Source organism: Streptomyces sp. NPDC090798 (assembly GCF_044768965.1).
Classification (GTDB): domain Bacteria; phylum Actinomycetota; class Actinomycetes; order Streptomycetales; family Streptomycetaceae; genus Streptomyces.
In genome coordinates this window covers 114,445-136,560 of the sequence record NZ_JBIVXA010000003.1, presented here as the reverse complement: position 1 = coordinate 136,560, position 22,116 = coordinate 114,445, and the positions used below count along the sequence as shown (strand labels likewise).

Below are 22,116 nucleotides of genomic sequence, written 5' to 3'. Positions count from 1 at the left end.
GCCGGGGCGGTCGCGGCACGGGAGCCGCCGGTTCCGCCCGGCCACGGGGCCGATGGGTGCCCCTCAGCAGCACTCCTCGGCCTCCTGCAACGACTGCCGTGACTGCTGCGACTGCTGCGGCTTTGGCCGCCCGGTGCCGCCCTCCACCATGAGCCGGGAGCCCGCCTGGCGCTCGCCGACGACGTCGTCCGGGTTGGACAGCACGCAGTTCTCGAGCGACAGACAACCGCATCCGATGCAGTCGGTCAGGTGGTCCCGCAGCCGGCTCAACTGATTGATCCGCTCGTCGAGTTCGGAACGCCAGGCCTCCGACAGCCGGGCCCAGTCCTCGCGTGTCGGGGTGCGCTCCTCGGGCAGTTCGGCGAGCGCCTCACGGATGGTGGCGAGGGGGATGCCGACGCGTTGGGCGGCCCGGACGAAGGCGACTCGGCGCAGCGCGTCGCGGTGGTAGCGGCGCTGGTTGCCGGTGGTGCGACGGCTGCTGATCAGGCCCTTGGACTCGTAGAAGTGCAGGGCGGAGACGGCGGCGCCACTGCGGGCCGACAACTGGCCGACGGTCAGCTCGTGGATCTTCTCAGGGATCTGGGGCACCCCTCCAACCCTACCTACTTCGTCACACGTCCGGTCCGTTGACATGCGCCCCGGACCCGACCATGCTAAGCAGTTGCTTAGACATGGAGATGTGGGAGGTCGGGAAGATGGCAGAGCCGAGGACGTTCGCGACGGTCGACGAACTGCGGGCCGCGGTGGGCGAGCAGCTGGGGTACAGCGACTGGGTCGAGATCGAGCAGAAGCGGATCGACCTCTTCGCGGAGGCGACCGGCGACCACCAGTGGATCCACGTCGACCCCGAGAAGGCCGCGACCGGCCCGTTCGGCACGACGATCGCGCACGGCTACCTCACCCTGTCGCTGCTCCCGCTCTTCGGCCCGCAGCTGATCAAGGTCGAAGGCGTGAAGATGGGCGTCAACTACGGGACGAACAAGGTCCGTTTCCCCGCCCCCGTACCGGTCGGCTCGCGGCTGCGCGCCACCGCGAAGATCACCGGCATCGAGGACGTGCCCGGCGGTGTCCAGGTCTCCGTGGCCTTCACCGTGGAGCGCGAGGGCGGCGACAAGCCGGTGTGCGTCGCCGAGTCGGTGTCGCGCTACTACGTCTGAGCACCCCCGCCAGCACCCCGGGGCCGCTACTGCTTGGCCCCGACCATGCGCAGCACGAGGTCGGCGTAGAGCGCGCCGACCTCGTCGGGCGTACGGGGGCCGTTGACGTTGAACCAGCGGGCCACGTCGATGCAGAGGGAGAGCACGGCGAGCGTGGTGCCCGGCACGTCCGGCACGTCGAAGTCGCCCGCCGCCACGCCGTCCTCGATGATGCCGCGCACGGCCGCGTCGGTCTGCCGCCGCAGCGCGACGATCTCCGCCCGCGCCTCGGGTCCGAGGGCTTCCAGCTCGTACTGCACGACCCGCGCGGTGGTGTGCTGCCCGGCGTGCCACCGCACGAAGGACCGCACGGCGTCGGTGAGCCGCTCGGCGGCGCCGCCGCCGCCCTGCGCCGCGCCGCGCACGATGTCGAGCGCCTTGTCGTGCCCGATCCGGCTGATGCGGTGGAGCAGTTCTTCCTTGGTCTTGTAGTGGATGTAGAGCGCGGCGGGGCTCATGCCCGCGCGGCCCGCGATGTCCCGGGTCGTCGTCGCGTGGTACCCGCGCTCGGCGAAGGCTTCCACGGCGGCGACGAGCAGCCGCCGGGCCGCGTCCGGGGTGACCTCGGCCCACGGCTGCATCTCGCCGCCGGCCGTCTCCTCCGCCGTACTCATCGCTGGTTCGCCCCTCTCGCTGACAGGAGGTACACCATACCGCCGAAGGTGAGCGGGCGCTTAGCGTGCCCGCTCGGCCCCCGCGTCCTGACGGTCACGGATCACCTTGGCCAGCGTGAAGGACGACGTCACCAGATAGAGGACGGCGATGGCCAGAAAGGCGCGCACCCAGGCGTCGGCGTGCAGCTTGTAGATGCCGACGGCGGTCGCCACCATGGCGACGGAGAAGGAGGCCACGGCCTGGCCGTAGAAGGCCGCCGTGTTCAGATGCTTGACGGGTGTCTCACTCATGGGACCAAGGGTCGGCGGACGCGACCGCCGTCACATCCGCCCACGTACTCAGTGCCGCGCGTGGGCGTACTCAGAAGACGCGGACCCGGTCGGCCTCAGAAGGCGGAAACCCCGGTCAGGGCACGCCCGATAACCAGTTTCTGTATCTGGCTGGTGCCTTCGTAGAGGGTCATCACGCGGGCGTCGCGCAGCAGCTTGCCGGCCGGGTACTCGTCGATGTAGCCGTAGCCGCCGAAGACCTGGAGGGCGTTGTTCGCGGCGCGCACGGCGGCCTCGGAGGCGAAGAGCTTGGCCTTCGACGACTCCGTGGCGAAGGGCAGCCCGCGGTCGATGAGATCGGCGACCCGCCAGGTCAGCAGCCGTGCCGCGTCCACGTCGACGGCGATGTCGCTGATCAGTTCCTGGACGAGCTGGTGGTGCGCGATGCTCTTCCCGAACTGCTCCCGCTCGGTCGCGTACCGCACGGCGACGTCCAGGGCCGCCTGGGCGATGCCGACGCACCCGGCGGCGACCGACATCCGCCCCTTGGCCAGGGCGGACATGGCCACGGAGAACCCCTTGCCCTCGGGCGCGAGCATGGCGCTCGCGGGTACGCGCACATCCTCCAGGACGAGTTCGGCGGTGGCCTGGCCGCGCAGGCCGAGCTTGCCGTGGATGGTGCGGCGGCTCAGGCCGGGGGTGTCGGTCGGCACGAGGAAGGCGGAGACACCCTTGTGGCCGGGCGCGTCGGTGGAGCGGGCGAAGAGCAGGACGACGTCGGCCCAGGTCCCGTTGGTGATGAACATCTTGGTGCCGTTGATGACGTAGTCGTCGCCGTCGCGTACGGCCTTCGTCGTCAGGTTGCCCGCGTCCGAACCGGTGCCGGGCTCGGTGAGACCGAAGCAGCCCACGTACGCACCGGAGGTCAGCCCCGGCAGCCACTGCCGCTTCTGTTCCTCACTCCCCCAGTACGCGATCGTCTTGGCGACGAGACCGAGCGAGACGGAGACGATGCCGCGTACGGAGGAGTCACCGCGGCCCAGTTCCTCCGTCACCAGGCAGTACGCGAGGTGGTCGCCGCCGCTGCCGCCGTACTCCTCGTCGACGGTGAGCCCGAGGAAGCCGACCTCGCCGAGCTTCTTCACGAGCGAGCGGTCGACCTCCTCCGCGCGGTCCCACTCGACGACATGAGGGGCGATCTCGCGGTCCACGAAGTCCTTGGCGAGTTGCCGGACGGCGGTCTGCTCCTCGCTGAGCTCCAGGTTCATGACGGTCACCCCACTTGAAAGCCGTACATTCGAAAAGCTAAATTAGCACTGCTAGTTTAAGTCCGCAGCCCTACTATGTGCGCCATGGCCCGACCGCGCAAGCCCCTGCTGAGCACCGACCGGATCGTCGACACGGCACGGGCCCTGGTGGACGCGGAGGGTCTGGCCGCCGTCTCCACGCGGCGGCTCGCCGCCGAACTGGGCGTGAGCGGGCCCTCCCTCTACAACCACTTCCGCACCAAGGACCAGATCCTGGAAGCGGTCGCGGACTCTGTGAGCGCGCAGGTCGATCTGTCGATGTTCGAGGACGGGCGGGAGTGGCGTACCGCCCTGCACGACTGGGCCGTGTCCTACCGGGCGGCGCTGCGCGACCACCCGAACATCGTCCCGGTCCTCGCCCGCGGTCCCGGGCGCCGACCCGCCGGGCTGCGCCTCGCGGACGCCGTCTTCGGCGCGATGGTCGACGCCGGGTGGCCGCCGGCCCAGGCCACGTCGATCGGGGCGCTGATGCGGTACTTCATCATGGGGTCCGCGCTGGGTTCCTTCGCCGGGGGCTTCGTCGACGACGAAAGCGCGTACGATCCCGCCGACTATCCCCACCTCGGGCAGGCCCACCTGCTCGCCGAGCAGCAGGAGAAGGTGGACGAGCGGGCCTTCGAGGTGGGGCTCGGGGCGTTGCTGGACGGGTTGGCGGAGCAGTTCGGGAGGGTGACGGGTGAGGGCTGACGGCGCCGAGGCGGTTTGATCTCGCCCCCGCCGCCCCTACCCGTCCCATCCCGTTCCCGGGGGCTCCGCCCCCAGACCCCCGGGTGGGTTCTTCGACTGCTGGCGAGTGGGGGCCGGCCGCGCAGTTCCCCGCGCCCCTGAGGCCCGGGGCTGCGCCCCGACACCCCACGCGCCTCGCCCTCGCACACCAGCCGGGCCGAAGGCTTTCAGGGGCGCGAGGAACTGCGCGACCAGCCACCACCGCCCGACAGCCGAAAGAAGTCGGACCGCCGGAGAATACGGGGCGAAGCCCCGCCTCAGGGGCGCGAGGAACTGCGCGACCGGCCACCACCGGACGGCAGACGAAGAAGCCCCGCGGCGGGAGACCGTTCGGCGAGGGCCGAACGGTCGAGGGCCGATGATGGGTGGCATGACGAGGTCGACGGATCCGGTCGCACCGGGACTCGCCGCACTGGCCGCAATGTTCGCGGACGAGACCCGCGCCACCTTCCTGCTCACCCTGCTCGACGGCCGCGCCTGGACCGCGGGGGAACTGGCCAGGCACGCCCGCGTCGCCCCCTCGACCGCCAGCGAACACCTCGGCAAGCTCGTCGCCGGCGGCCTGCTCGCCGAGGAACGACAGGGCCGACACCGCTACGTACGGCTCGCGGACGCGCATGTCGCCCAGCTCGTCGAGGACCTCGCCGCCCAGGTCGCACCCGACGCCGCCCGACGCCCCCGCACCCTGCGGGAAGCCGGCACGGGCTCCGCGATGGCCCGCGCCCGCACGTGTTACGACCACCTCGCGGGCCGCCTCGGCATCACCCTCACCGACGCCCTCACCCACCGCGGCCTGCTCCGCCAGGACACCGGGTTCGCGCTCACGGACGCGGGCCTGCGATGGTTCGACGAGGCAGGCATCGACCTGAACCGCACCGGCCGCCGCCCCCTCACCCGCGCCTGCCTCGACTGGACCGAACGCCGCCCCCACCTCGCGGGTACCGCCGGCGCGGCCCTGTGCCGCCACGCCCTGGACGCCCACTGGTGTGTACGAATCGGCTCGGAGCGCGCGGTCAAGGTCACTCCGGACGGCGAGCGGGCCTTCGCGGAACTCCTGGACATCGAGGCGACGGCACTGCGCTGAGCACCGCACCCCACCGCGGCGTCCGAAATCCGCGAGCCCCCTCCCCCGTACCCCACCTAACCTCGGGACCATGATGAACGCCACCTCCCCCGCGTCCGCCCGTCACGCGGACCTGCTCGCCGCGGGCGCCGCGACCGTCACGGTCGTGCTGTGGGCCTCCGCCTTCGTGTCGATCCGCAGCGCGGGCGCGGCGTACTCGCCGGGCGCGCTGGCACTCGGGCGGCTGCTGGCGGGATCCGTCGCGCTGGGCGCCATCTGTCTCGTACGCAGGGAGGGGTGGCCGCCGCGCGCGGCCTGGCGCGGGATCGCGATATCCGGCCTGCTCTGGTTCGGCTTCTACATGGTGGTGCTCAACTGGGGTGAGCAGCAGGTGGACGCCGGCACGGCGGCGCTGGTCGTGAACATCGGCCCGATCCTCATCGCGCTGCTCGGCTCCCGGCTGCTCGGCGACGCGATGCCACCGCGGCTGCTCGCGGGCATGGCGGTGTCGTTCGCGGGGGCGGTCGCGGTGGGGCTGTCGATGTCCGGCGAGGGCGGGTCCTCGGTGCTCGGAGTGGTCCTGTGTCTGCTCGCCGCCGTCGGCTACGCGGCGGGGGTCGTCGCGCAGAAACCGGCGCTCGGGCGGGCGAGCGCCCTCCAGGTGACCACGTTCGGCTGTCTGGTCGGGGCCGTGGTGTGCCTGCCGTTCGCGGGGCAGCTGGTCCACGACATGGCGGACGCGCCCGCCTCCGCCACCCTCAACGTGCTCTACCTGGGCGTCTTCCCGACCGCGCTGGCGTTCACGACCTGGGCGTACGCGCTGGCCCGGACCACCGCGAGCCGTATGGGCGCGACGACCTACGCGGTGCCCGCGCTCGTCGTCGCGATGTCCTGGCTGTTCCTCGACGAGGTACCGGCGCCGCTCACGCTGGCGGGCGGCGCACTGTGCCTGACCGGGGTCGCGGTGTCCCGCTCCCGCCCCCGGTCCAAGGCTTTCAGGGGCGCGGGAAACCGCACGACCAGCTCCCACTCACCCGCGGACGACCACGCCACCCAGGGCTAGGCCCTGTCCGGCGGATCGGCCCTAGAACACCACCAGCGCTCGCCCGCCCTTCCCCGCCACCATGTTCTCGAACGCCCCCGCGATCCCGTCCAGCCCGATCCGCTCGGTCACCAGCATCCCCAGATCCAGACGCCCCGCCCGCACATGCTCCGCCAGCACCGGCAGATCACGCGCAGGGTCGGAGTTGCCGTACACGCAGCCGGACAGCGTACGGCCCCAGTGGAAGATCTCCAGGGCGTTGAAGGTGACCTGCTGGTCCTTGCCCCCGATGCCGACGACCGTCGTACGGCCACCGCGGCGGGTGGAGTCCCAGGCCGCGCGAATGGTCACGGCACGGCCCACACACTCGACGGCGACGTCGACACCCTGCTTGCCGGTGAGGGAGCGGATCTCGCGGGCGGTGGTGTCGGAGGCGACGACGTAGTGCGTGGCGCCGGCCTCGCGTGCCAGTGACTCCTTCTCGGGAGAGATGTCCACCGCGATGACCTGCGACGCGCCCGCGATCCGCGCCGCCTGGAGAGCCGCGAGCCCGACCCCGCCCACCCCGAACACGGCGACGGTCTCACCGGCATGGACCCGCGCCGAGTGGTGGACGGCGCCGTACCCGGTGAGGACGGCGCAGCCGAGGAGGGCGGCGTCGGTGAGCGGGACGCCGTCCGGGACGGGCAGTACGCAGTCGGCGGCCACGACGGTCTCCTCGGCGAACGCGGCGACGTTCAGCCCGGGATGGAGATCACTCCCGTCGGAGGCGCGCCGCGCGTACACGTCCCCCGCGCCGGTCAGCGCGTTGGCGCACAGCCACACCTCCCCCAGCGAGCAGGCGTGGCAACTTCCGCAGGAGGGCGCCCAGTTGAGGACGACTCCGTCGCCGGGCGCGACACCCGTCACGCCCTCCCCGACGGAGACGACCGTCCCGGCACCCTCGTGACCGAGGACGGCGGGGACGGGCACCCGCATGGTGCCGTCAGACAGCGAGAGGTCGGAGTGACAGACCCCGGCGGCGGCCAGCCGGACGCGGACCTGGCCAGGACCGGGCGCCGGGAGGTCGATCTCGGCGATCTCCAGGGGAGCGCCCACGGCGGGAAGTACGGCAGCGCGAACCACGTAAAAGCTCCTCGGGCCCAGAACTCTGGAACTGGCTGGAATGGAGTGGAATGGAGTGGAGTGGAGTGGAACGGAGTGGGAGTGGAGTGGAACGGGCTAGAACTGGAGGGACTTCGTCTGGAGGAACTCGGACAGGCCGTGCGCGCCCAGTTCTCGTCCGACCCCCGACTGCTTGTAACCACCGAACGGGGCACTGGGGTTGAACCGGCCGCCGTTGATGTCGATCTGCCCGGTGTCGAGCCGTCGCGCGAAGGCGACCGCCTCGGCCTCGTCACCCGCCCACACCGCGCCCGCGAGCCCGTACACCGTGCCGTTGGCGATCCGGACGGCGTCCTCCTCGTCCTCGTACGGGATCACCGACAGCACCGGGCCGAAGATCTCCTCCTGCGCGATCGTCATCTCGGGGGTGACGTCCGCGAAGACGGTCGGCTGGACGAAATACCCCTGCTCGCGCGGGGATTCGGGGCCACCCGCGACGAGCCGGGCGCCCTCGGCGACGCCCTTGTCGATGTAACCGCGCACCCGCGCCCGCTGCTTGGCGTTGACGACCGGGCCGATGCGGTCTGCGTACTTCGCCGCGGCGGTCGCGGCGAGTTCGACCGCCTCCTCGTACCGCGCGGCGTGCACGAGCATGCGGGTCCAGGCGCTGCACGTCTGGCCGGAGTTGGCCATCACGTTGGCGACGCCGACGTTGACGGCCTTGGCGAGGTCGGCGCTCGGCAGGATGACGTTGGCGGACTTGCCGCCGAGTTCGAGGGCGACCCGCTTGACCGCCGCACCGGCCGTCGCTCCGATCCGCCGCCCCACCGCCGTGGAGCCCGTGAAGGAGACCAGGTCCACGTCCGGGTGTTCGGCGAGGGCCTGGCCCGCGACCGGGCCGAGGCCGGTGACGAGGTTGAAGACGCCGTCCGGGACGCCCGCCTCCGCGACCGCCTCGGCGAACAGCTGGGCGGTGAGCGGGGTGTCCTCGGCGGGCTTCAGGACGACCGTGCAGCCCGCCGCCAGCGCGGGGGCGACCTTGGCGACGATCTGGTGCAGCGGGTAGTTCCAGGGCGTGATCGCGCCGACCACACCGACCGGCTCCTGGTAGACGGTCGAGTTGCCGACCTTCTCCTCGAAGACGTAGGTGGCCGCCAGCTCGGCGTACGAGCCCGCGACCAGGATCGGCACGGTCGCGTGGACAGCCTGAGAGAAGGACAGCGGGGAGCCGAGCTCCGCCGTGACCGTCTCGGCGATCTCGTCCTTGCGTGCGGTGAGGACGTCACGCAGGGCACCGAGCCGCGCGGCCCGCTCGGCGGGCGGGGTCGCGGCCCAGGCCGGGAAGGCGGCGCGGGCGGCCCGTACGGCGGTGTCGACGTCCTCGGCCGTGCCCGCCGGAACCCGGCCGAGAACCTGTTCGTCCACCGGGTTCACGACCTCGATCGTGTCGGTCCCGGCGGCGGGGCGCCAGGCACCGTCGATGTACATGCCGTCATGTGCCTTCATCGTGTTCCTCCCGGGCGGGGGCGTGCCGTCCGCCTCGCGGCGTCGTCCGACCCACAAACTAGCGGTGTTAGTTTTCAGGCGCCAGACGTCTTCCCGCGACTCACCCTGCTCACCTCACTCGTCCAGGTCCGGCAGCCGCGCCGGAGCGGGGCAGATGCGTTCGCCGTGCCGGTCGAAGACGAACAGATGGGCGAGGTCGACGAGGAGGGGCACCTGCATGCCGTGACGGAGGTCGAAGTCGGGGGTGGTACGGACGACCAGGTCGCCGGGGAGGCGGCCCTCCGGCGGTATCTCGTCGTCGCGCGCGGGACCCGCGTCGGCGGGGTCGTCGAGGTCGACCACCGGCCCGGCGCGCAGACCGGCCCGGCGGTCCCGGAGACGGTCGAGGAGCGAGCCCTCGCGACGGCGGCGCCTGACCGGGCGGACCGGGCGCGGCGCCTCCAGGTCCGGGACGAAGGCGGGCCGCGAGCCGGTGTTGAAGTGGACGAGCACCTCGTGCCCCTGGAACTCCACATGCTCGACGAGACCGCTGATCGCCACCTCGCCGGGCCGGGCGTCCGACGGCTTGGCCAGGCGGACGGCCTCCGAACGCAGCCCGACGATGACCTCGCGGCCCTGCTGCACCCGCAGCAGCCGCTGATCCACCGACCAGGGCTCGCGCAGCGGCAGATACTGCTTGCCGAGGCTGATCGTCATGGCCCCGTCGAGCGGGGCCCGGACCAGGCCGCGCAGCAGATTGATGCGCGGGGTGCCGATGAAGGCGGCGACGAAGACGTTCGCGGGCAGCGCGTAGACCGTACGGGGCGTGCCCAGCTGCTGGAGGACGCCGCCGCGCAGGATGGCGACCCGGTCGCCGAGCGACAACGCCTCGGCCTGGTCGTGGGTGACGTACACCGTGGTGACGCCCAACCCCCTGGTGAGCGAGGCGATCTCGGCGCGCAGGTGGTTGCGGAGCTTGGCGTCGAGGTTGGAGAGCGGCTCGTCCATCAGAAAGGCGGAAGGGTGGCGGGCGATCGCACGGCCCATCGCCACGCGCTGGCGTTCGCCGCCCGACAGCTGGTGGGGGAAACGGTCGAGGAGGTCCTCGATGCCGAGCATCCGGGCGGTGGCGTCGACACGCGGACGCGGGTCCTCGCCGGGAGTCTCGATGCGCAACGGGAAGCCGATGTTGTCGCGGCCCGTCATGCTCGGGTAGAGGGCGAAGTTCTGGAAGACCATCGCCATGTCCCGCTCGGACGGCGGCAGATCGCCCGCGTTCTCACCGTCGAGGCGCACCTCGCCCTCAGTCGCGTCCTCCAGACCGGCGATCATCCTCAGCACGGTCGACTTGCCGCAGCCGGAGGGCCCGAGCAGTACGAGGAACTCACCCGGCCGGATGTCCAGCGACAGCCGCTCCACCACGCGGACACCGCGCGTATACGACTTGCTGACCTGGTGCAGGGAGATGGCGCGTGTCATGAAGGGTGCCCCCGGGGGCTCAAAGGGCGCTGTCGCTCCGCGGTCGAGACGCCCCGAGCGGGCCGCAAGGGACGTATGAGTCACGGAAGTTAACGGACCGCGACCGCCTGGGGGAAGACACCCGGCGGGATCCGGCGTGTCGGTTCCCGCCCCTGTGCGGGTGCGGAGGAAACGGACGATCACCTACCGGCCCTACACACACTTCGCCGCACCGTCGTCGGGCCGGTCGGGAAGGTTCAGATGTCGCTCTTACGACGCAGGGGCACCCGGGGCCGTACGGGCTCGGCACGCTCGGCGGGCGCCTTCCTCGGCGAGCGCAGCGCGATTCCCGAGGACAGCACCAACAGCACACCCAGCATCACGAACGGCGCCGCCACACCGGCGACCCCGGCGACCAGCCCCGCCGCGGCCGGTGCGGCCACTTGCCCCAGACGGTTGCCGGTCAGCCGCAGGGCGAGGGCCGTGGAGCGGGCCTCGTCCGGGGCGGCCTGCACGACCGTCGTCATGGACAGCGGCTGGCCGACGCCCAGACAGAAGCCGAGGACCAGCAGCATCGCGGCCAGCGCCCACACCGGCACGGGCAGCGCGAGACCCGCGCACAGCACACCGGCCAGCAGGCAGGTCGCGGTGAGCAGCGCCGCCCGGCCCAGCAGTCGCAGCATCGGCGTCATGACCAGCCGGCACGCGATGGTCGCCGCCGCGCGCAGACTGAGCAGCAGACCGATCACGGACGGCGCGATGCCCCGGTGCTCGCCGACCACCGGCAGATACGCGGTCAGGATGTCCGTCGCGGACAGCACCGAGAGGCTGATGAGGATTCCGGCGGGTACGCCCCGGGCGCGCAGAATGCGGTGCACGGGCACGCGGTCGCCCCGAGCCGGACGGGACTCGGCGGCCGTACGGTGCTCAATGCGCCAGAGCGAGACGAACGACACCGCGGCGAGCGCACCCGCGACGAGCAGGGCCTGCGCGCTGCTGGCCGCCCTGTCCGGGCCCCCGATCAGGAGGCCCGCGACGATCGGCCCGACCAGTTGGCCCAGGGAGGCGCCGATGGTGAAATGGCCGAAGTTGCGGTCCTGTTCGTGCGGCGCGGACTGCCGGGCCACGATCGACTGGGCGCCGATGACGAAGCAGAGGTGTCCGAGGCCCATCACCCCGCTCCAGGCAGCCATCGCCCCCAGCGAGTCCGCCGTACCGCTGAGCGCGCAACCGCCCGCGATGAGGACGACCCCGACGGGCAGCAGCGGGGCACAACGACCGCGGTCGGTACGGCGGCCCAGCGGTACGGCGGCGAAGAGGGGCAGCAGGGCGTACACACCGGCGATCACACCGATGGCGCGTTCGTCGGCGCCCAGGGCAAGGGCCCGGTAGGAGACGGCGGGCCGGGCCATCGACACCGCCCCTTGCGCGAAGCCGAAGGCGATGACGAGGCGCAGCAGCCAGCCGCGGTTCCGACCGGGCCCCACGGGGACACCCCTCCATCCGATGACGGATAACAGATGACGGATTTCAGATAACAGGTGGCAGGTATCGGATGACGGATGGCGGATACCGGCTGACCTATATCGGCCGACAGATAACAGATGACGGATTTCAGATGACAGATATCAGATGACAGAATCTGTCAGCCGCCATCCGCCCGTCAGATGATGCCGAACAGAATCCCCGCCCCCAACACCACCAGCGAAGTCAGCGCCGCCCACTTCACCACGAACCTGGTGTGGTCTCCGAACTCGACCTTCGCCATGCCGACGAGGACGTATACGGCGGGCACCAGCGGGCTGGACATGTGCAGCGGCTGGCCGACGAGCGAGGCGCGGGCGATCTCCAGGGACGAGACTCCGTGTGCCTGGCCCGCTTCGGCGAGGACCGGGAGGACACCGAAGTAGAAGCCGTCGTTCGACATGAAGTAGGTGAGCGGGATGCTCAGGACGCCGGTGACGAGGGCCATGTGCGGGCCCATGCCGTCGGGGATGTTGGAGACGAGCCACTTGGACATGTGGTCGACCATGCCGGTGCCCTGGAGGACGCCGGTGAAGACGGCGGCGGCGAAGACCATGCCGGAGACGTTGAGGACGTTCTCGGCGTGGGCGCCGAGGCGGCCCTTCTGGTCGGGCATGTGGGGGAAGTTGACCGTGAGCGCGAGTGCGGCGCCGAGCAGGAAGAGGACCGGGATCGGCAGCCACTCCATGATCATGGCGGTGAGCAGGGTGACCGTGAGGAGCGCGTTGAACCAGTAGAGCTTGGGGCGCAGGGTGGCGCGGTGGGGGTCGAGACCCTGGAAGTCGTCGTCCGCTTCGGGCAGATCGGCGTCCGCGTCGGTGCCTGAGCCGGTGCCGGAGCCCGAACCACCCGTACGCGCCGCCTTCTTCGCGACGGCACCCTTGCCGTCGCCGGAGGCGCCCGCACCCGCGCCGACGAGCACCGTCTCGGTCTCCGGCTCCAGGACCTCGTCCAGCGTCAGCACGCCGAGCCGCTTGCGCTCGCGGCGTCCGAGGACGTACGAGAGGGCGAGGACGGCGAGCAGGCCGACGGCGAGGGCCGGGATCATCGGGACGAAGATGTCGCTGGCGTCGAGCTTCAGCGCGGTCGCGGCGCGGGCCGTGGGGCCGCCCCAGGGGAGCGTGTTCATCACGCCGTTGGCCATGGCGGCGACGCCGGTCATCACGACCAGGCTCATCTTGAGGCGCTTGTACAGCGGGTACATCGCCGAGACCGTGATCATGAAGGTGGTCGAGCCGTCGCCGTCGAGGGAGACGATCGCGGCGAGGACCGCCGTGCCGACCACGATGCGCAGCGGGTCGGCCTTGCAGAACTTGAGGATCCCCCGGACGATCGGGTCGAAGAGACCGACATCGATCATCACACCGAAGTAGACGATCGCGAACATCAGCATCGCCGCCGTGGGGGCGAGGCTGGTGACGCCGTCGATGACGTAGTCACCGAGCTTGGCGCCCTTTCCGACGAAGACACAGAAGAGTGCCGGGATCAGCACGAGCGCCGCGATCGGCGACATCTTCTTCAGCATGATCAGGACCAGGAAGGTCGCGATCATGGTGAAGCCGAGGATGGTCAGCATGAGTTGGATTACCTAACGTTCGCCCTTGAACTCCCACCAGGGCCGGCGGTGCGTTGACGTTAGGTCGCGCAAGATTGCGTTAACAAGATGTTGACACGCGAGCAATAAGCGCAAAACTCCAGGTCACAGGCTTGTCTCGGTGAGCGGGGGCCCGCTACGGGCACACCGCGAGCTCCACCGGCACCCCGTTGAGCACCGCCGTACCCGACAGCGGGTCGAGGAGCGAGCCGTCGAGGAGCTGGTTGACGTTGACGCCCGGGTCGAGGGCCGCGTGGCTCATCCGGGTGCCGGGGCGGTCGTGTCCCCAGCCGTGCGGCAGGCTCACCACCCCGCGTCGTACGGCGTCCGTGACCTCGGCCGGGGCGACCACCTCTCCCCCGGCGCCCTTGACGCGCACGGCCGCCCCGTCGGCGAGGCCGAGGCGTGCCGCGTCCTCGGGGTGGATGTGCAGGGTGCAGCGGTTGGTGCCGCCGGTGAGGGCGGGGACGTTGTGCATCCAGCTGTTGTTGGAGCGCAGATGGCGGCGGCCGACGAGGACGATCGCCGCCGGGCGCTCACGCAGGGCGGCACGCAGCCGGGGAAGATCGTCGACAATCGGCGCCGGCAGCAGCTCGATCTTTCCGCTGCGCGTCTTCAGTGGCTGCGGCAGACGTGAGCGCAGCGGTCCGAGGTCGATGCCGTGCGGGTGGGCGAGCAGTTTCTCCAGGCTCAGGCCGTCGGGCCGGGCGCCGAAGCCCTCGCCGTACGGGCCGAGGCGCAGCATCATGTCGAGCCTGCGTTCGGGTCCGCTCTCGCCGGTGAGCTGTGCGGCGAGTTCTTTCGGGTCGCGTTCGTGGACGGGTCCGTGCGGGTCCTGGACGGCCTTGCCGAGGGTGGAGTCGATGACCATGGCGTCCACGGCGGACGGGTCGGTGCCGTGCATGCCGGTCGCGGCGAGCACCAGCCGGGCGAGGATCTCAGTCTCGGCCATGCGGCCCGGTTCGAGGGGAACGGCGGGGCGGTTGTAGCGGACCTGGTTGCGTACGGCGAGGGTGTTGAAGGCGAAGTCGTGGTGGGCGCTCTGCGAGGGCGGGGGCGGCGGCAGCACGACGTCGGCGTGGCGTGCGGTCTCGTTCAGGTACGGGTCGACGCTGACCATGAAGTCGAGGGAGTCGAGGGCCTTGTCGAGGCGGTCGCCGTCGGGTGCCGACAGTACGGGGTTGGCGGCGATGGCGATGAGGGCGCGGACGGGGCTGCCCTCGGGTGTGGCGGTGTCGATCTCCTCGGCGAGTGCGGCGAGCGGGAGTTCGCCCTTGGCCTCGGGGTGGCGGCTCACCCGGCTGTGCCAGCGGCCGAGCGCGAAGCCGCGGCCGGGTCCGGCGGGGCGGGGGGTCTTGTCGGTGGCGGCCTGTGGGAAGAGGGCGCCACCGGGGCGGTCGAGGTTGCCGGTGAGGATGTTGAGGATGTCGACGAGCCAGCTGGCGAGGGTGCCGTGCGGGACGGTGCAGCTGCCGATGCGGCCGTAGACGGCGGCGGTGGGGGCGGCGGCGAGTTCGCGGGCGAGCGCCCGGATGGTGTCGGCGTCCACGTCGCAGGCCTCGCTCGCGGCCTCGGGGGTGAAGTCCCGTACGGCGGTGGCGAGTTCTTCGACGTCCTGGACGTGCGGGGCGAGGTCGCGCAGGTCGACGAGCTTCTCCTCGAAGAGGACGTACGTCATCGCGGCGAGCAGCAGGGCGTCGGTGCCGGGGCGGACGGTCACGTGGCGGTCGGCGAGTTTGGCGGTACGGGTGGTGCGCGGGTCGATGACCGTCAGGGTGCCGCCGCGGGCGCGCAGTGCCTTGAGCTTGCCGGGGAAGTCGGGGGCGGTGCACAGGCTCCCGTTGGATTCCAGGGGGTTGGCGCCGATGAGGAGCAGGTGGTCGGTGTGGTCGAGGTCCGGGACCGGGATCGCGTTGGCGTCGCCGTAGAGCAGGCCGCTCGAGACGTGTTTGGGCATCTGGTCGAGCGTGGAGGCGGTGAAGACGTTGTGGGTGCGCAGCGCGGTGAGCAGGACGGTCGGGTAGAGGGCGCCGGCCATGGTGTGCACGTTCGGGTTGCCGAGGACGATGCCGAGGGCGTGCGGGCCGTACTGCTCGACGACCGGGCCGAGGCCCGCCGCGATCGCGTCGAAGGCCTCTTGCCAGGTGGCCTCGCGCAGTTCGCCGTCCGTGCGGACGAGGGGGGTGCGCAGCCGGTCGGGGTCCCCGTCGGCGGCGCCGAAGGAGGCGCCCTTGGGGCAGATGAACCCCTTGCTGAAGACGTCGTCGCGGTCCCCGCGGGCGCCGGTGACCCGGGTGCCCTCGATGGTGAGGGTCAGCCCGCAGGTGGCCTCGCAGAGGGGGCAGACGCGCAGGGCGGTGCGGGAGTCGGGGGTGGCGCCGGAGGTGCGGGACACGGGTCCTCCCGGAGGACGGTGGCGACGGTGACACACGGACTGGGGCCGAGCATACCGACCGGTACGGATGGGCGGGAGGGCTCTGGAGGGTCACGTCGCAGAATCGCGAGGGCCGGGCCCGTGGGCCGTCTGCGGAACCGTCAGTCGAGAACGACCAGTCCGTTGCGGGTCGCGACGACCAGGGTGCCGTCGGGCCCCGCCGCGAGGTCGGTCACGGCGGAGGGAATGTCGATGAGCTGCGGCTCGTCGGCGTCCAGGCCGAACACGGCCAGCTCACCGGCCTGCTCCCCCGCCACCGCGTACGCGCGTCGTCCGGGAAGCACCGTCGCATGGTGTATGCCGAAGGGCACCGGATGGATGGTCAGCTGTTGCGCACGGCCGAGGTCGCCCGGGTCGACCGCGTACACCCGCACCAGGCTCCGCCCCACCACCAGGAGGCTCGCACCGTGGGCGTCGTTCATCGCCAGCACGTTCCTGGCGCGCGAGCCGAAGACGTCTCCTTGGAAGACACCGCCGTCGTCGAGGTCCTCGAGCCGCAGGGCGGTGAAGCGCGGATCCGGGCGCCGTCTGATGAGCAGGGACCAGGAGAGACTGAGTAGTTCCCTCAGCATCGTCCGCGGCTCGGTCCTGGTCTCGACTCTCCTCGTGAAGTCCGACCACGACACCGCGACCCGGCGCTCCCCGAGTCGAATCTCCCAGGTCCCGGGTGTCCTGCGGTGGTTGAGCTCCGACACCCCGAGCCATCTTCGTGCCGGGTCGGCGAAGTCCCAGCTCTCCACGATGCCGCGCGCGCTGTGGGTCCGCAGCACCGGGCCGGGCGTGTACTCGGTCGCCAGCGCCCCCACCGCGCTCCCGCAGATCGACCGCAGACGGCCACGGGCGGTTCCGTCGGCCCCGTCGCGGATGAGCAGCTCGCCGTCCGGCCCGCCCGCGACCACCTCGTTCATGTCTCCGTGGGAGACGACGGTGACCGTCAGGACCGGCCGTACCGCCTCCAGGGACCGAGCGGTGTGCCAGCCGTCCTCGGTGTGCCGGAGCAGGAAGACATCGCCGGTGTCGTCTGCGCACAGGACACCTCCGTCGGCCCCGGCAAGGGCCGACACGGGTTTGGGCAGCACGCTCGTGCCGGCCGGCCCCGTGCACACCAACCGCCGGTCGTCGCCCGCGCTGACCAGCAGAGGGTGGTCGGGGCCAGGCACATGGGACAGGGCCGTCACACGTGACGTGTGTGCGGTACGCGCCGGTCCGAGCGGCCGGCACTCGGGCAGGGACCATTCGCGTACGGTGCCGTCGTCGGCGCCCACTCCGAGCCGCCCGGAGCCGTCGGGGGCGAGCGCCAGCGCCGTCGTCCAGCGCTCGCGGTCCGGTTGTGGCCCTCGGGCGTACCAACGCTCCGCGGTGACGTCCCAGCACGAGATGCGTCCCGTGTCGGTCCCCACGACGACGACGTCGCGGCCGCGCACCCGGCCGGTGCAAAGGGCCGTGACGATCTCGGGGACGGTGAACTCCTGCTCGGCCACCGCGAGTCCGTCCCGCAGCACGAGGACGCGCACGCGACCCCCGTACTCCCCCGTCACCACGAGATCGCGGCCGGTCGACGTACGCCCGGTCGCCGCCGCTCCGTACAGGGGCAGTTCCCACGGGTGGGGGTGCGGAACGGTGCGGTGCCAGAGTTCGTGGGGGGTGCCGTCGGCGGACCAGCAGCGGATCACGTGGTCCTGGCCGACGCTGACGACCGCGGGGACCCCTCCGGGGCCGCGGATCGCCCCGAGCGCGAGAACTCGGTCGTCGTGGGCCTCTGTACGGGTGGCGTTGGCGGCGTGCTCGGTGGGCCAGCAGTGGATGACGCCGTCCGAACCACCCACCCACACCGTGCCGTTCACCATGCGGACGGCGGTGGCCTCGTGGCGTGCGGTGCGGCCGCCGATCCGCTCTCCGGTCTCCAGGTCGTACGCCTGGACACCGCGCCCCGGTGTCTGGACCACGACGCTCGGGGTACGCCGCAGGTCGAGTGCCGTCAGTACGGTCCCCTCGCCCGTGCCGACGCGCAGGGGGCGCCCCACGGGGCGGCCGCTGTCCACGTCGATCCGGTGCAGTGAGGCGTCCGCGGTGATCACCGCGGCCAGCCACTGGCTGCCCGCCCAGTGCACGGCGAGGGAGTTCACGTCGGCCGAGCCGTGGAGCAGCGTTCTGACGGGTTCGCCCGTGATCAGCGAACTCAGCCGGACCGAGCCGTCGCGGCCCGCCGTGACCACCTGTGGGCCGTCGGCGTGCGAACGGATCACCTCCACGGAGGTGACGGGTCCCTCGTGGCCGGTCACGATACGAAGCAGGCCGTGCCGCCCCACGGTGTACACCGTGACGCTCCCGTCCGCGTGCCCCAGGAGCAGTTCGCCCGGTGCGGCCCCGGAAGGAGCCGCGCAGCAGGTGACGGGGGGCAGCGTGACCTGGGTGCCGCGCGGCCGCTCCATGCGTGTGCCCCGTTCGGGCAGTGCGGGTCCGAGCGTGGCCGAGATGACGGCCCCCGACTGCTCCCGCAGCCGCTCGTACAGCGCCACGTCGGCGGGATGGACCTGACGCCACTGTCTGCGCGGCTCCGGCAGACCGCTGCCCCGCAGCAGCTCGTGCACGACGACCTGGCCGCCGCGAAAGCGGAGCGCGGCATAGCGGACGCCGGAGTCCGCCGGCGTGTCGGCCGCCGCCTGGACGACCGTCACCTGCTCGGCGGGAACGAGTCCGCGCGCCTCTCCTTCCGGGTCCAGCACCGGATGGGCGGGCAGCCGCCAGGTCTCCGGCGTGCCCCGGCCCGACCTCAGCTCCCACAGGTGCAGAAGCCGCGCCTCGGGCACGGCCGCGTTCCCGAGCACCCGCTTGGTCACGCTGCGCACATCGCCGAAGTCGGTGGACAGTACGGCCGCGTACGAGCCCAGCGCGGGCAGCGCCGTCAGCGTCTCCTCCCACAGCCCGAACGGAAGCCGGGCGGTCCAGACGAGATCGCCCTTGAGCAGATCCCACTGCCGCAGCGGGGCGGGTCCCTCGACGACGCCGAGGAAGCGGGCACCGCCGTGCGCGACGGGCACGACGACGCCGGGGCACGCGGGCGGAGCGGCGAGGGACCTCGCGCCTTCCTGCGGATCCCACACCGCCCAGCGTGCCCGCCAGGGCAGTGGCTCACCTTCGTCGCAGGTACGTGCGAGCCGGTCCGCCCGGCGACAGACGGCCGCGAGACGCAGCCGGGCCCGTGCTTCGGGGTCCGGGCCCCGCCCTCCTCGTTCGCGCAGCATGTCCTCGATGTCGCGCAGCGCCTGACCCGCTCCGATTCCGTCGTGGGTGCGCAGCGAGGGCAGTGCGGCCAGCAGTTGCCCCGGATCGCAGCCGAGTACGAAGTCGGCGTCCTGAACGAGTTCGTCGAGGACGGCGCCCTCGGCGGCGTGCCGGGCCAGGTGTCGGCGTGTGTACGGGTGCGGGATCTCACGCAGCACCCGGGTGATGGTGTGCTGGACCGCCCGGGCGTCCACGCCCTCCCGCAGGTAGTCGATGAGTGCTTGGTGGTAGACGCGGTAGACCGACCCGTGGTCCTCCTCGGCTTCCACCAGATAGGAGCCCGCGACTTCCAGGAGCCAGGCGATGTCCTCTCCGCTGTAGGGCCGTCCGGCCAGGGCTGTCGCGAGTCGTGGCCAGACAGCGCCCCAGGGCAGTCCGACGCCCTGTGCGAAGGCCACGGGGAGCAGCAGGTCCCTGGCCCGGGTGCGGTCCGCTCCGAGACGTTCCAGGTCGCGTTGCATGGCCTGGCCCGGCATCTTGGGCAGGGCGGCTCGCCATCCGGGGTGGTACGGATCGTTCGGCGGGTCTTCCCGCACGAGGGTGCGCGCTGTGATCAACGCGACGAGGAAGGATCGCTCCGCCGCTTCGGCGACCGCGTCCGCGATGGCGCCGAGGTGATCCTGCCGGTGACCGACGAGGGTCGAACCGGGAGCCGTGAGCACCTTGTGGGCGTATGCGCGGACGGCTGCCGGGTCCGTGTAGGACTCGTCGTCGAGGTCGATGCGCAGGGCGCGGGGGCCGAGCCGTACCGCGATATGGGGTCGGGCTCCGATCAGCAGGCGCAGCGGCAGTCCCAGTTCGGCGTCGGAGAGCAGCAGCAGTGCTTCGACGAGCCCTTGCGGATCCAGTGCCTCGTCGACGGCGTCGATGAGCACCACCAGCCGTTCTCGGCGCTGTAGCGCCGGAATCAGCGCCTCGACGGAATGTGCGCCGGGGACTCCCGCCGCGGCGGCGATGCGGTCGATGATCTGGCGGGTGGACTTGTGGCTCGCGAGCACGGAGTCGTCGATGGACCCCGGCTCGGGCACGGTGTCGGCGGGAAGTTGGTCCCGGGGCAGGGAGGCGCGGCGCCGCCGGTCGCTGAGGATCGTGAAGAGGCCCAGCACGGCGGACTTTCCGGAGCCGGGTTCCCCCGTGACCACGCACAGCCGCTCGGCCGCCCGGTCCGGGGAGAGCCAGGCGTTGACAGCGCGCAGCGCGGCATGGCGGCCGGTGAAGTGCGCGACGTCCTGGGCGGGGACGTCGGTGCCGCGCGCTCTGGGGTCGAAGTGGCTGGTCACCTCGGTCTTGCGGTCGTCACGTTGGCGGGCGAGACGGGCGAAGAGTTCATCGCCCTCGTCGACCCTGCGGTCGCGGGCTCCCCGGACGTATCTGGGGTTGGGGAGGAACAGGGGCAGGCCGGCGGTGCCATCGAGCAGCGAGGTACGCGGCTGCTGCCAGGCGGGCAGCTGCGGGTCCTGTGAGAGGGCGTACAGGATGTTGTTGAGGTCGAGGTGTTCCGGTGCCCGGTCGGCGTTCGCCCGGTCGCGGACGGCTCGGTCGAGAGCCTTCGACAGGGCCCCGGGTGCCGTCTCCTGCTTTCGGCGGCAGGAGGAGATCATGACCAGCCCGTTGCCCGCGGTCTTGCCGGTGACAGGTCGGAAACGGCGGGCCGTGAGCGCGCCGCGCAGGGCGGCGTCCGTGCCCTCCTCGGAGTGGCATGCGTCCAGCAGTACCAGGAGCCGTTCGATCCCTGTCTCGTCCCACAGCTCTCCGACCAGGTCTTCCGAGCGCAGCGCGGTCCCTCGCAGGTCGTGGTCGGGGTCGCTGTCGGCGGTCAGGAGGTAGTGCCGGCCGCTCTGTTCCGCGATGGTCCCGTGCCCAGCGAAGTAGAGGACCACGTAGTCGTCCGGGCGCCGTTCCTCGGACACGGCGAACGTCCTCAGCGCCTTGAGGAGTTGCTCCTTCGTCGGATCGGGTCCGGTGACGGCCGCCCGCTCGTAGCCGAGGAGGCCGACGAACAGGTCCTCGATGCGCCTGACGTCGTCCGCGAGTTCGGGCCGGTCCAGGTGGGGGTGTGCGTGCACGCGAGGGACGGCCGCTGTGATCAGGTAGCGGCGTGGCGGGCCGTCGGGCGCCCGGCCCTCATCCGGCTGGACAGCCATGGGCGATCGCCCGGCCCGCCTCGACGGTGTTGAGGTAGCGCGTGGCGTCGTGCGCCCGTGAGCCGTTGTGCACGAGGTGGCAGCGGACCGCGTCGCCGAACAGGGGGCGCAGGTCTTTCACCAGTGCGACGACATCGCCTTCGTCTGCGATGTTGGTCCAGGACTCCACCGCTCCGGGCCAGTCGCCCGGCTTCCCGCCCGCGCCCGCTCGCAGCCGGTCGAAGACCAGATTCCGGATGCCGAGGGGTGAGCCGAGGGTGAGCAGGGCGCGGACCGGCCATTCGGGGTGGGCGCACAGGGCTTCGTAGGCCACGACGCTGCCCAGCGAGTGGCCGACGACCATCTCCGTGCGCGGGGTCACCGTGGTGGCGACCCGTTGTTGTACGGCGTCGCGAACGGCGGATCCGCAGAGGTAGGCACGGACCTGCCGGAGATCGAGCACGAGGGCGCGCAGGGCGATCGAGGAGAAGAAGCGGGACTGGCTGAGTGCGTCCAGTGCGCGCTGCGCGGCTCGTGGGGTGCGGGCTAGGCTACGGGCGTCGGGTGGCGTCACGCCCTCGTCGGTGCGGGCCGCCTCCGCCCACAGGGCGAGGAGGAGGTCGGTCTCGAAGCCCTCGCCGACGTCCGAGGCGTCGAGCGGCGGGTCCTGGACCGCGAGGGTCCGGCCGGGCGGCCGGAACAGGTCTCCGTAGAAGACGCAGTGAACGTCCCCGGGTTCGAGTTGCCGCGCGCCGACTCGGTGCATGCCGTCAGCGAGCGCGGGATACCAGTGGGAGTGCTGTTCCTGTTCGCCGCTGTGCTGCTGTCCGATGCCATGGACACACACGACCCGGGACACTCCGCGCCTCCCCCGCTCGGCTGCCTCGG

16 protein-coding genes are annotated in these 22,116 nt (G+C 71.7%); 4 read left to right on the top strand and 12 right to left on the bottom strand.

Annotation, left to right across the window (positions count from 1 at the left end):
* Positions 1-63: 63 nt before the first annotated feature.
* Complete coding sequence (gene soxR, locus ACIQTP_RS08150; RefSeq protein WP_403397503.1) at positions 64-591, bottom strand: redox-sensitive transcriptional activator SoxR; 528 nt, start codon at positions 589-591, stop codon at positions 64-66.
* Between the two features lie 107 nt (positions 592-698).
* Between soxR and ACIQTP_RS08145 the strand changes: the two genes are divergently transcribed.
* Positions 699-1,160, top strand: a complete 462-nt coding sequence (locus tag ACIQTP_RS08145) for a MaoC family dehydratase (RefSeq protein WP_403397501.1) — start codon at positions 699-701, stop codon at positions 1,158-1,160.
* Between the two features lie 26 nt (positions 1,161-1,186).
* Here ACIQTP_RS08145 and ACIQTP_RS08140 read toward each other — a convergent pair whose 3' ends face one another.
* The 3 genes from ACIQTP_RS08140 to ACIQTP_RS08130 all read right to left on the bottom strand — a co-directional run bounded on the left by ACIQTP_RS08140 (position 1,187) and on the right by ACIQTP_RS08130 (position 3,351).
* Positions 1,187-1,813: a TetR/AcrR family transcriptional regulator gene (locus ACIQTP_RS08140; RefSeq protein WP_403397500.1), complete on the bottom strand. Its 627-nt coding sequence runs from the start codon at positions 1,811-1,813 to the stop codon at positions 1,187-1,189.
* Positions 1,814-1,873: 60 nt separating this feature from the next.
* Complete coding sequence (locus tag ACIQTP_RS08135) at positions 1,874-2,104, bottom strand: YiaA/YiaB family inner membrane protein (protein ID WP_403397498.1); 231 nt, start codon at positions 2,102-2,104, stop codon at positions 1,874-1,876.
* A 95-nt stretch (positions 2,105-2,199) separates the two neighbouring features.
* Complete coding sequence (locus tag ACIQTP_RS08130; RefSeq protein ID WP_403397496.1) at positions 2,200-3,351, bottom strand: acyl-CoA dehydrogenase family protein; 1,152 nt, start codon at positions 3,349-3,351, stop codon at positions 2,200-2,202.
* 84 nt (positions 3,352-3,435) lie between these two features.
* Here ACIQTP_RS08130 and ACIQTP_RS08125 point away from each other — a divergent pair, with 84 nt between their 5' ends.
* The 3 genes from ACIQTP_RS08125 to ACIQTP_RS08115 all read left to right on the top strand — a co-directional run bounded on the left by ACIQTP_RS08125 (position 3,436) and on the right by ACIQTP_RS08115 (position 6,242).
* Positions 3,436-4,077 (top strand): TetR/AcrR family transcriptional regulator, encoded by a 642-nt coding sequence (locus ACIQTP_RS08125; RefSeq protein ID WP_403397494.1) that lies wholly within the window; start codon positions 3,436-3,438, stop codon positions 4,075-4,077.
* Between the two features lie 397 nt (positions 4,078-4,474).
* Positions 4,475-5,200 carry an ArsR/SmtB family transcription factor gene (locus ACIQTP_RS08120; protein ID WP_403397492.1) on the top strand — a complete coding sequence of 242 codons (726 nt, stop codon included), beginning with the start codon at positions 4,475-4,477 and terminating at the stop codon, positions 5,198-5,200.
* Between the two features lie 73 nt (positions 5,201-5,273).
* Positions 5,274-6,242 (top strand): DMT family transporter, encoded by a 969-nt coding sequence (locus tag ACIQTP_RS08115; RefSeq protein WP_403398130.1) that lies wholly within the window; start codon positions 5,274-5,276, stop codon positions 6,240-6,242.
* 21 nt (positions 6,243-6,263) lie between these two features.
* Here the strand turns inward: ACIQTP_RS08115 and ACIQTP_RS08110 are convergent, their stop codons facing one another.
* From ACIQTP_RS08110 to ACIQTP_RS08075, 8 genes are all read right to left on the bottom strand, one after another.
* Positions 6,264-7,346, bottom strand: a complete 1,083-nt coding sequence (locus tag ACIQTP_RS08110; RefSeq protein WP_403397490.1) for a Zn-dependent alcohol dehydrogenase — start codon at positions 7,344-7,346, stop codon at positions 6,264-6,266.
* Positions 7,347-7,442: 96 nt separating this feature from the next.
* Positions 7,443-8,831, bottom strand: coding sequence for an aldehyde dehydrogenase family protein (locus ACIQTP_RS08105; protein WP_403397488.1), 1,389 nt, complete (start codon positions 8,829-8,831; stop codon positions 7,443-7,445).
* 114 nt (positions 8,832-8,945) lie between these two features.
* On the bottom strand, positions 8,946-10,289 hold the full coding sequence (locus ACIQTP_RS08100; protein ID WP_403397486.1) for an ABC transporter ATP-binding protein: 1,344 nt from the start codon (positions 10,287-10,289) through the stop codon (positions 8,946-8,948).
* A 236-nt stretch (positions 10,290-10,525) separates the two neighbouring features.
* Positions 10,526-11,755: an MFS transporter gene (locus ACIQTP_RS08095; RefSeq protein ID WP_403397483.1), complete on the bottom strand. Its 1,230-nt coding sequence runs from the start codon at positions 11,753-11,755 to the stop codon at positions 10,526-10,528.
* Positions 11,756-11,931: 176 nt separating this feature from the next.
* Complete coding sequence (locus ACIQTP_RS08090; protein ID WP_403397482.1) at positions 11,932-13,368, bottom strand: CitMHS family transporter; 1,437 nt, start codon at positions 13,366-13,368, stop codon at positions 11,932-11,934.
* A 154-nt stretch (positions 13,369-13,522) separates the two neighbouring features.
* Positions 13,523-15,781, bottom strand: coding sequence for a molybdopterin oxidoreductase family protein (locus tag ACIQTP_RS08085; RefSeq protein WP_403397479.1), 2,259 nt, complete (start codon positions 15,779-15,781; stop codon positions 13,523-13,525).
* 140 nt (positions 15,782-15,921) lie between these two features.
* Positions 15,922-21,249 (bottom strand): caspase family protein, encoded by a 5,328-nt coding sequence (locus ACIQTP_RS08080; RefSeq protein WP_403397478.1) that lies wholly within the window; start codon positions 21,247-21,249, stop codon positions 15,922-15,924.
* On the bottom strand, positions 21,230-22,087 hold the full coding sequence (locus ACIQTP_RS08075) for a hypothetical protein (protein ID WP_403397476.1): 858 nt from the start codon (positions 22,085-22,087) through the stop codon (positions 21,230-21,232). Before ACIQTP_RS08075 ends, ACIQTP_RS08080 begins: the two co-directional genes overlap by 20 nt.
* Between the last annotated feature and the right edge of the window lie 29 nt (positions 22,088-22,116).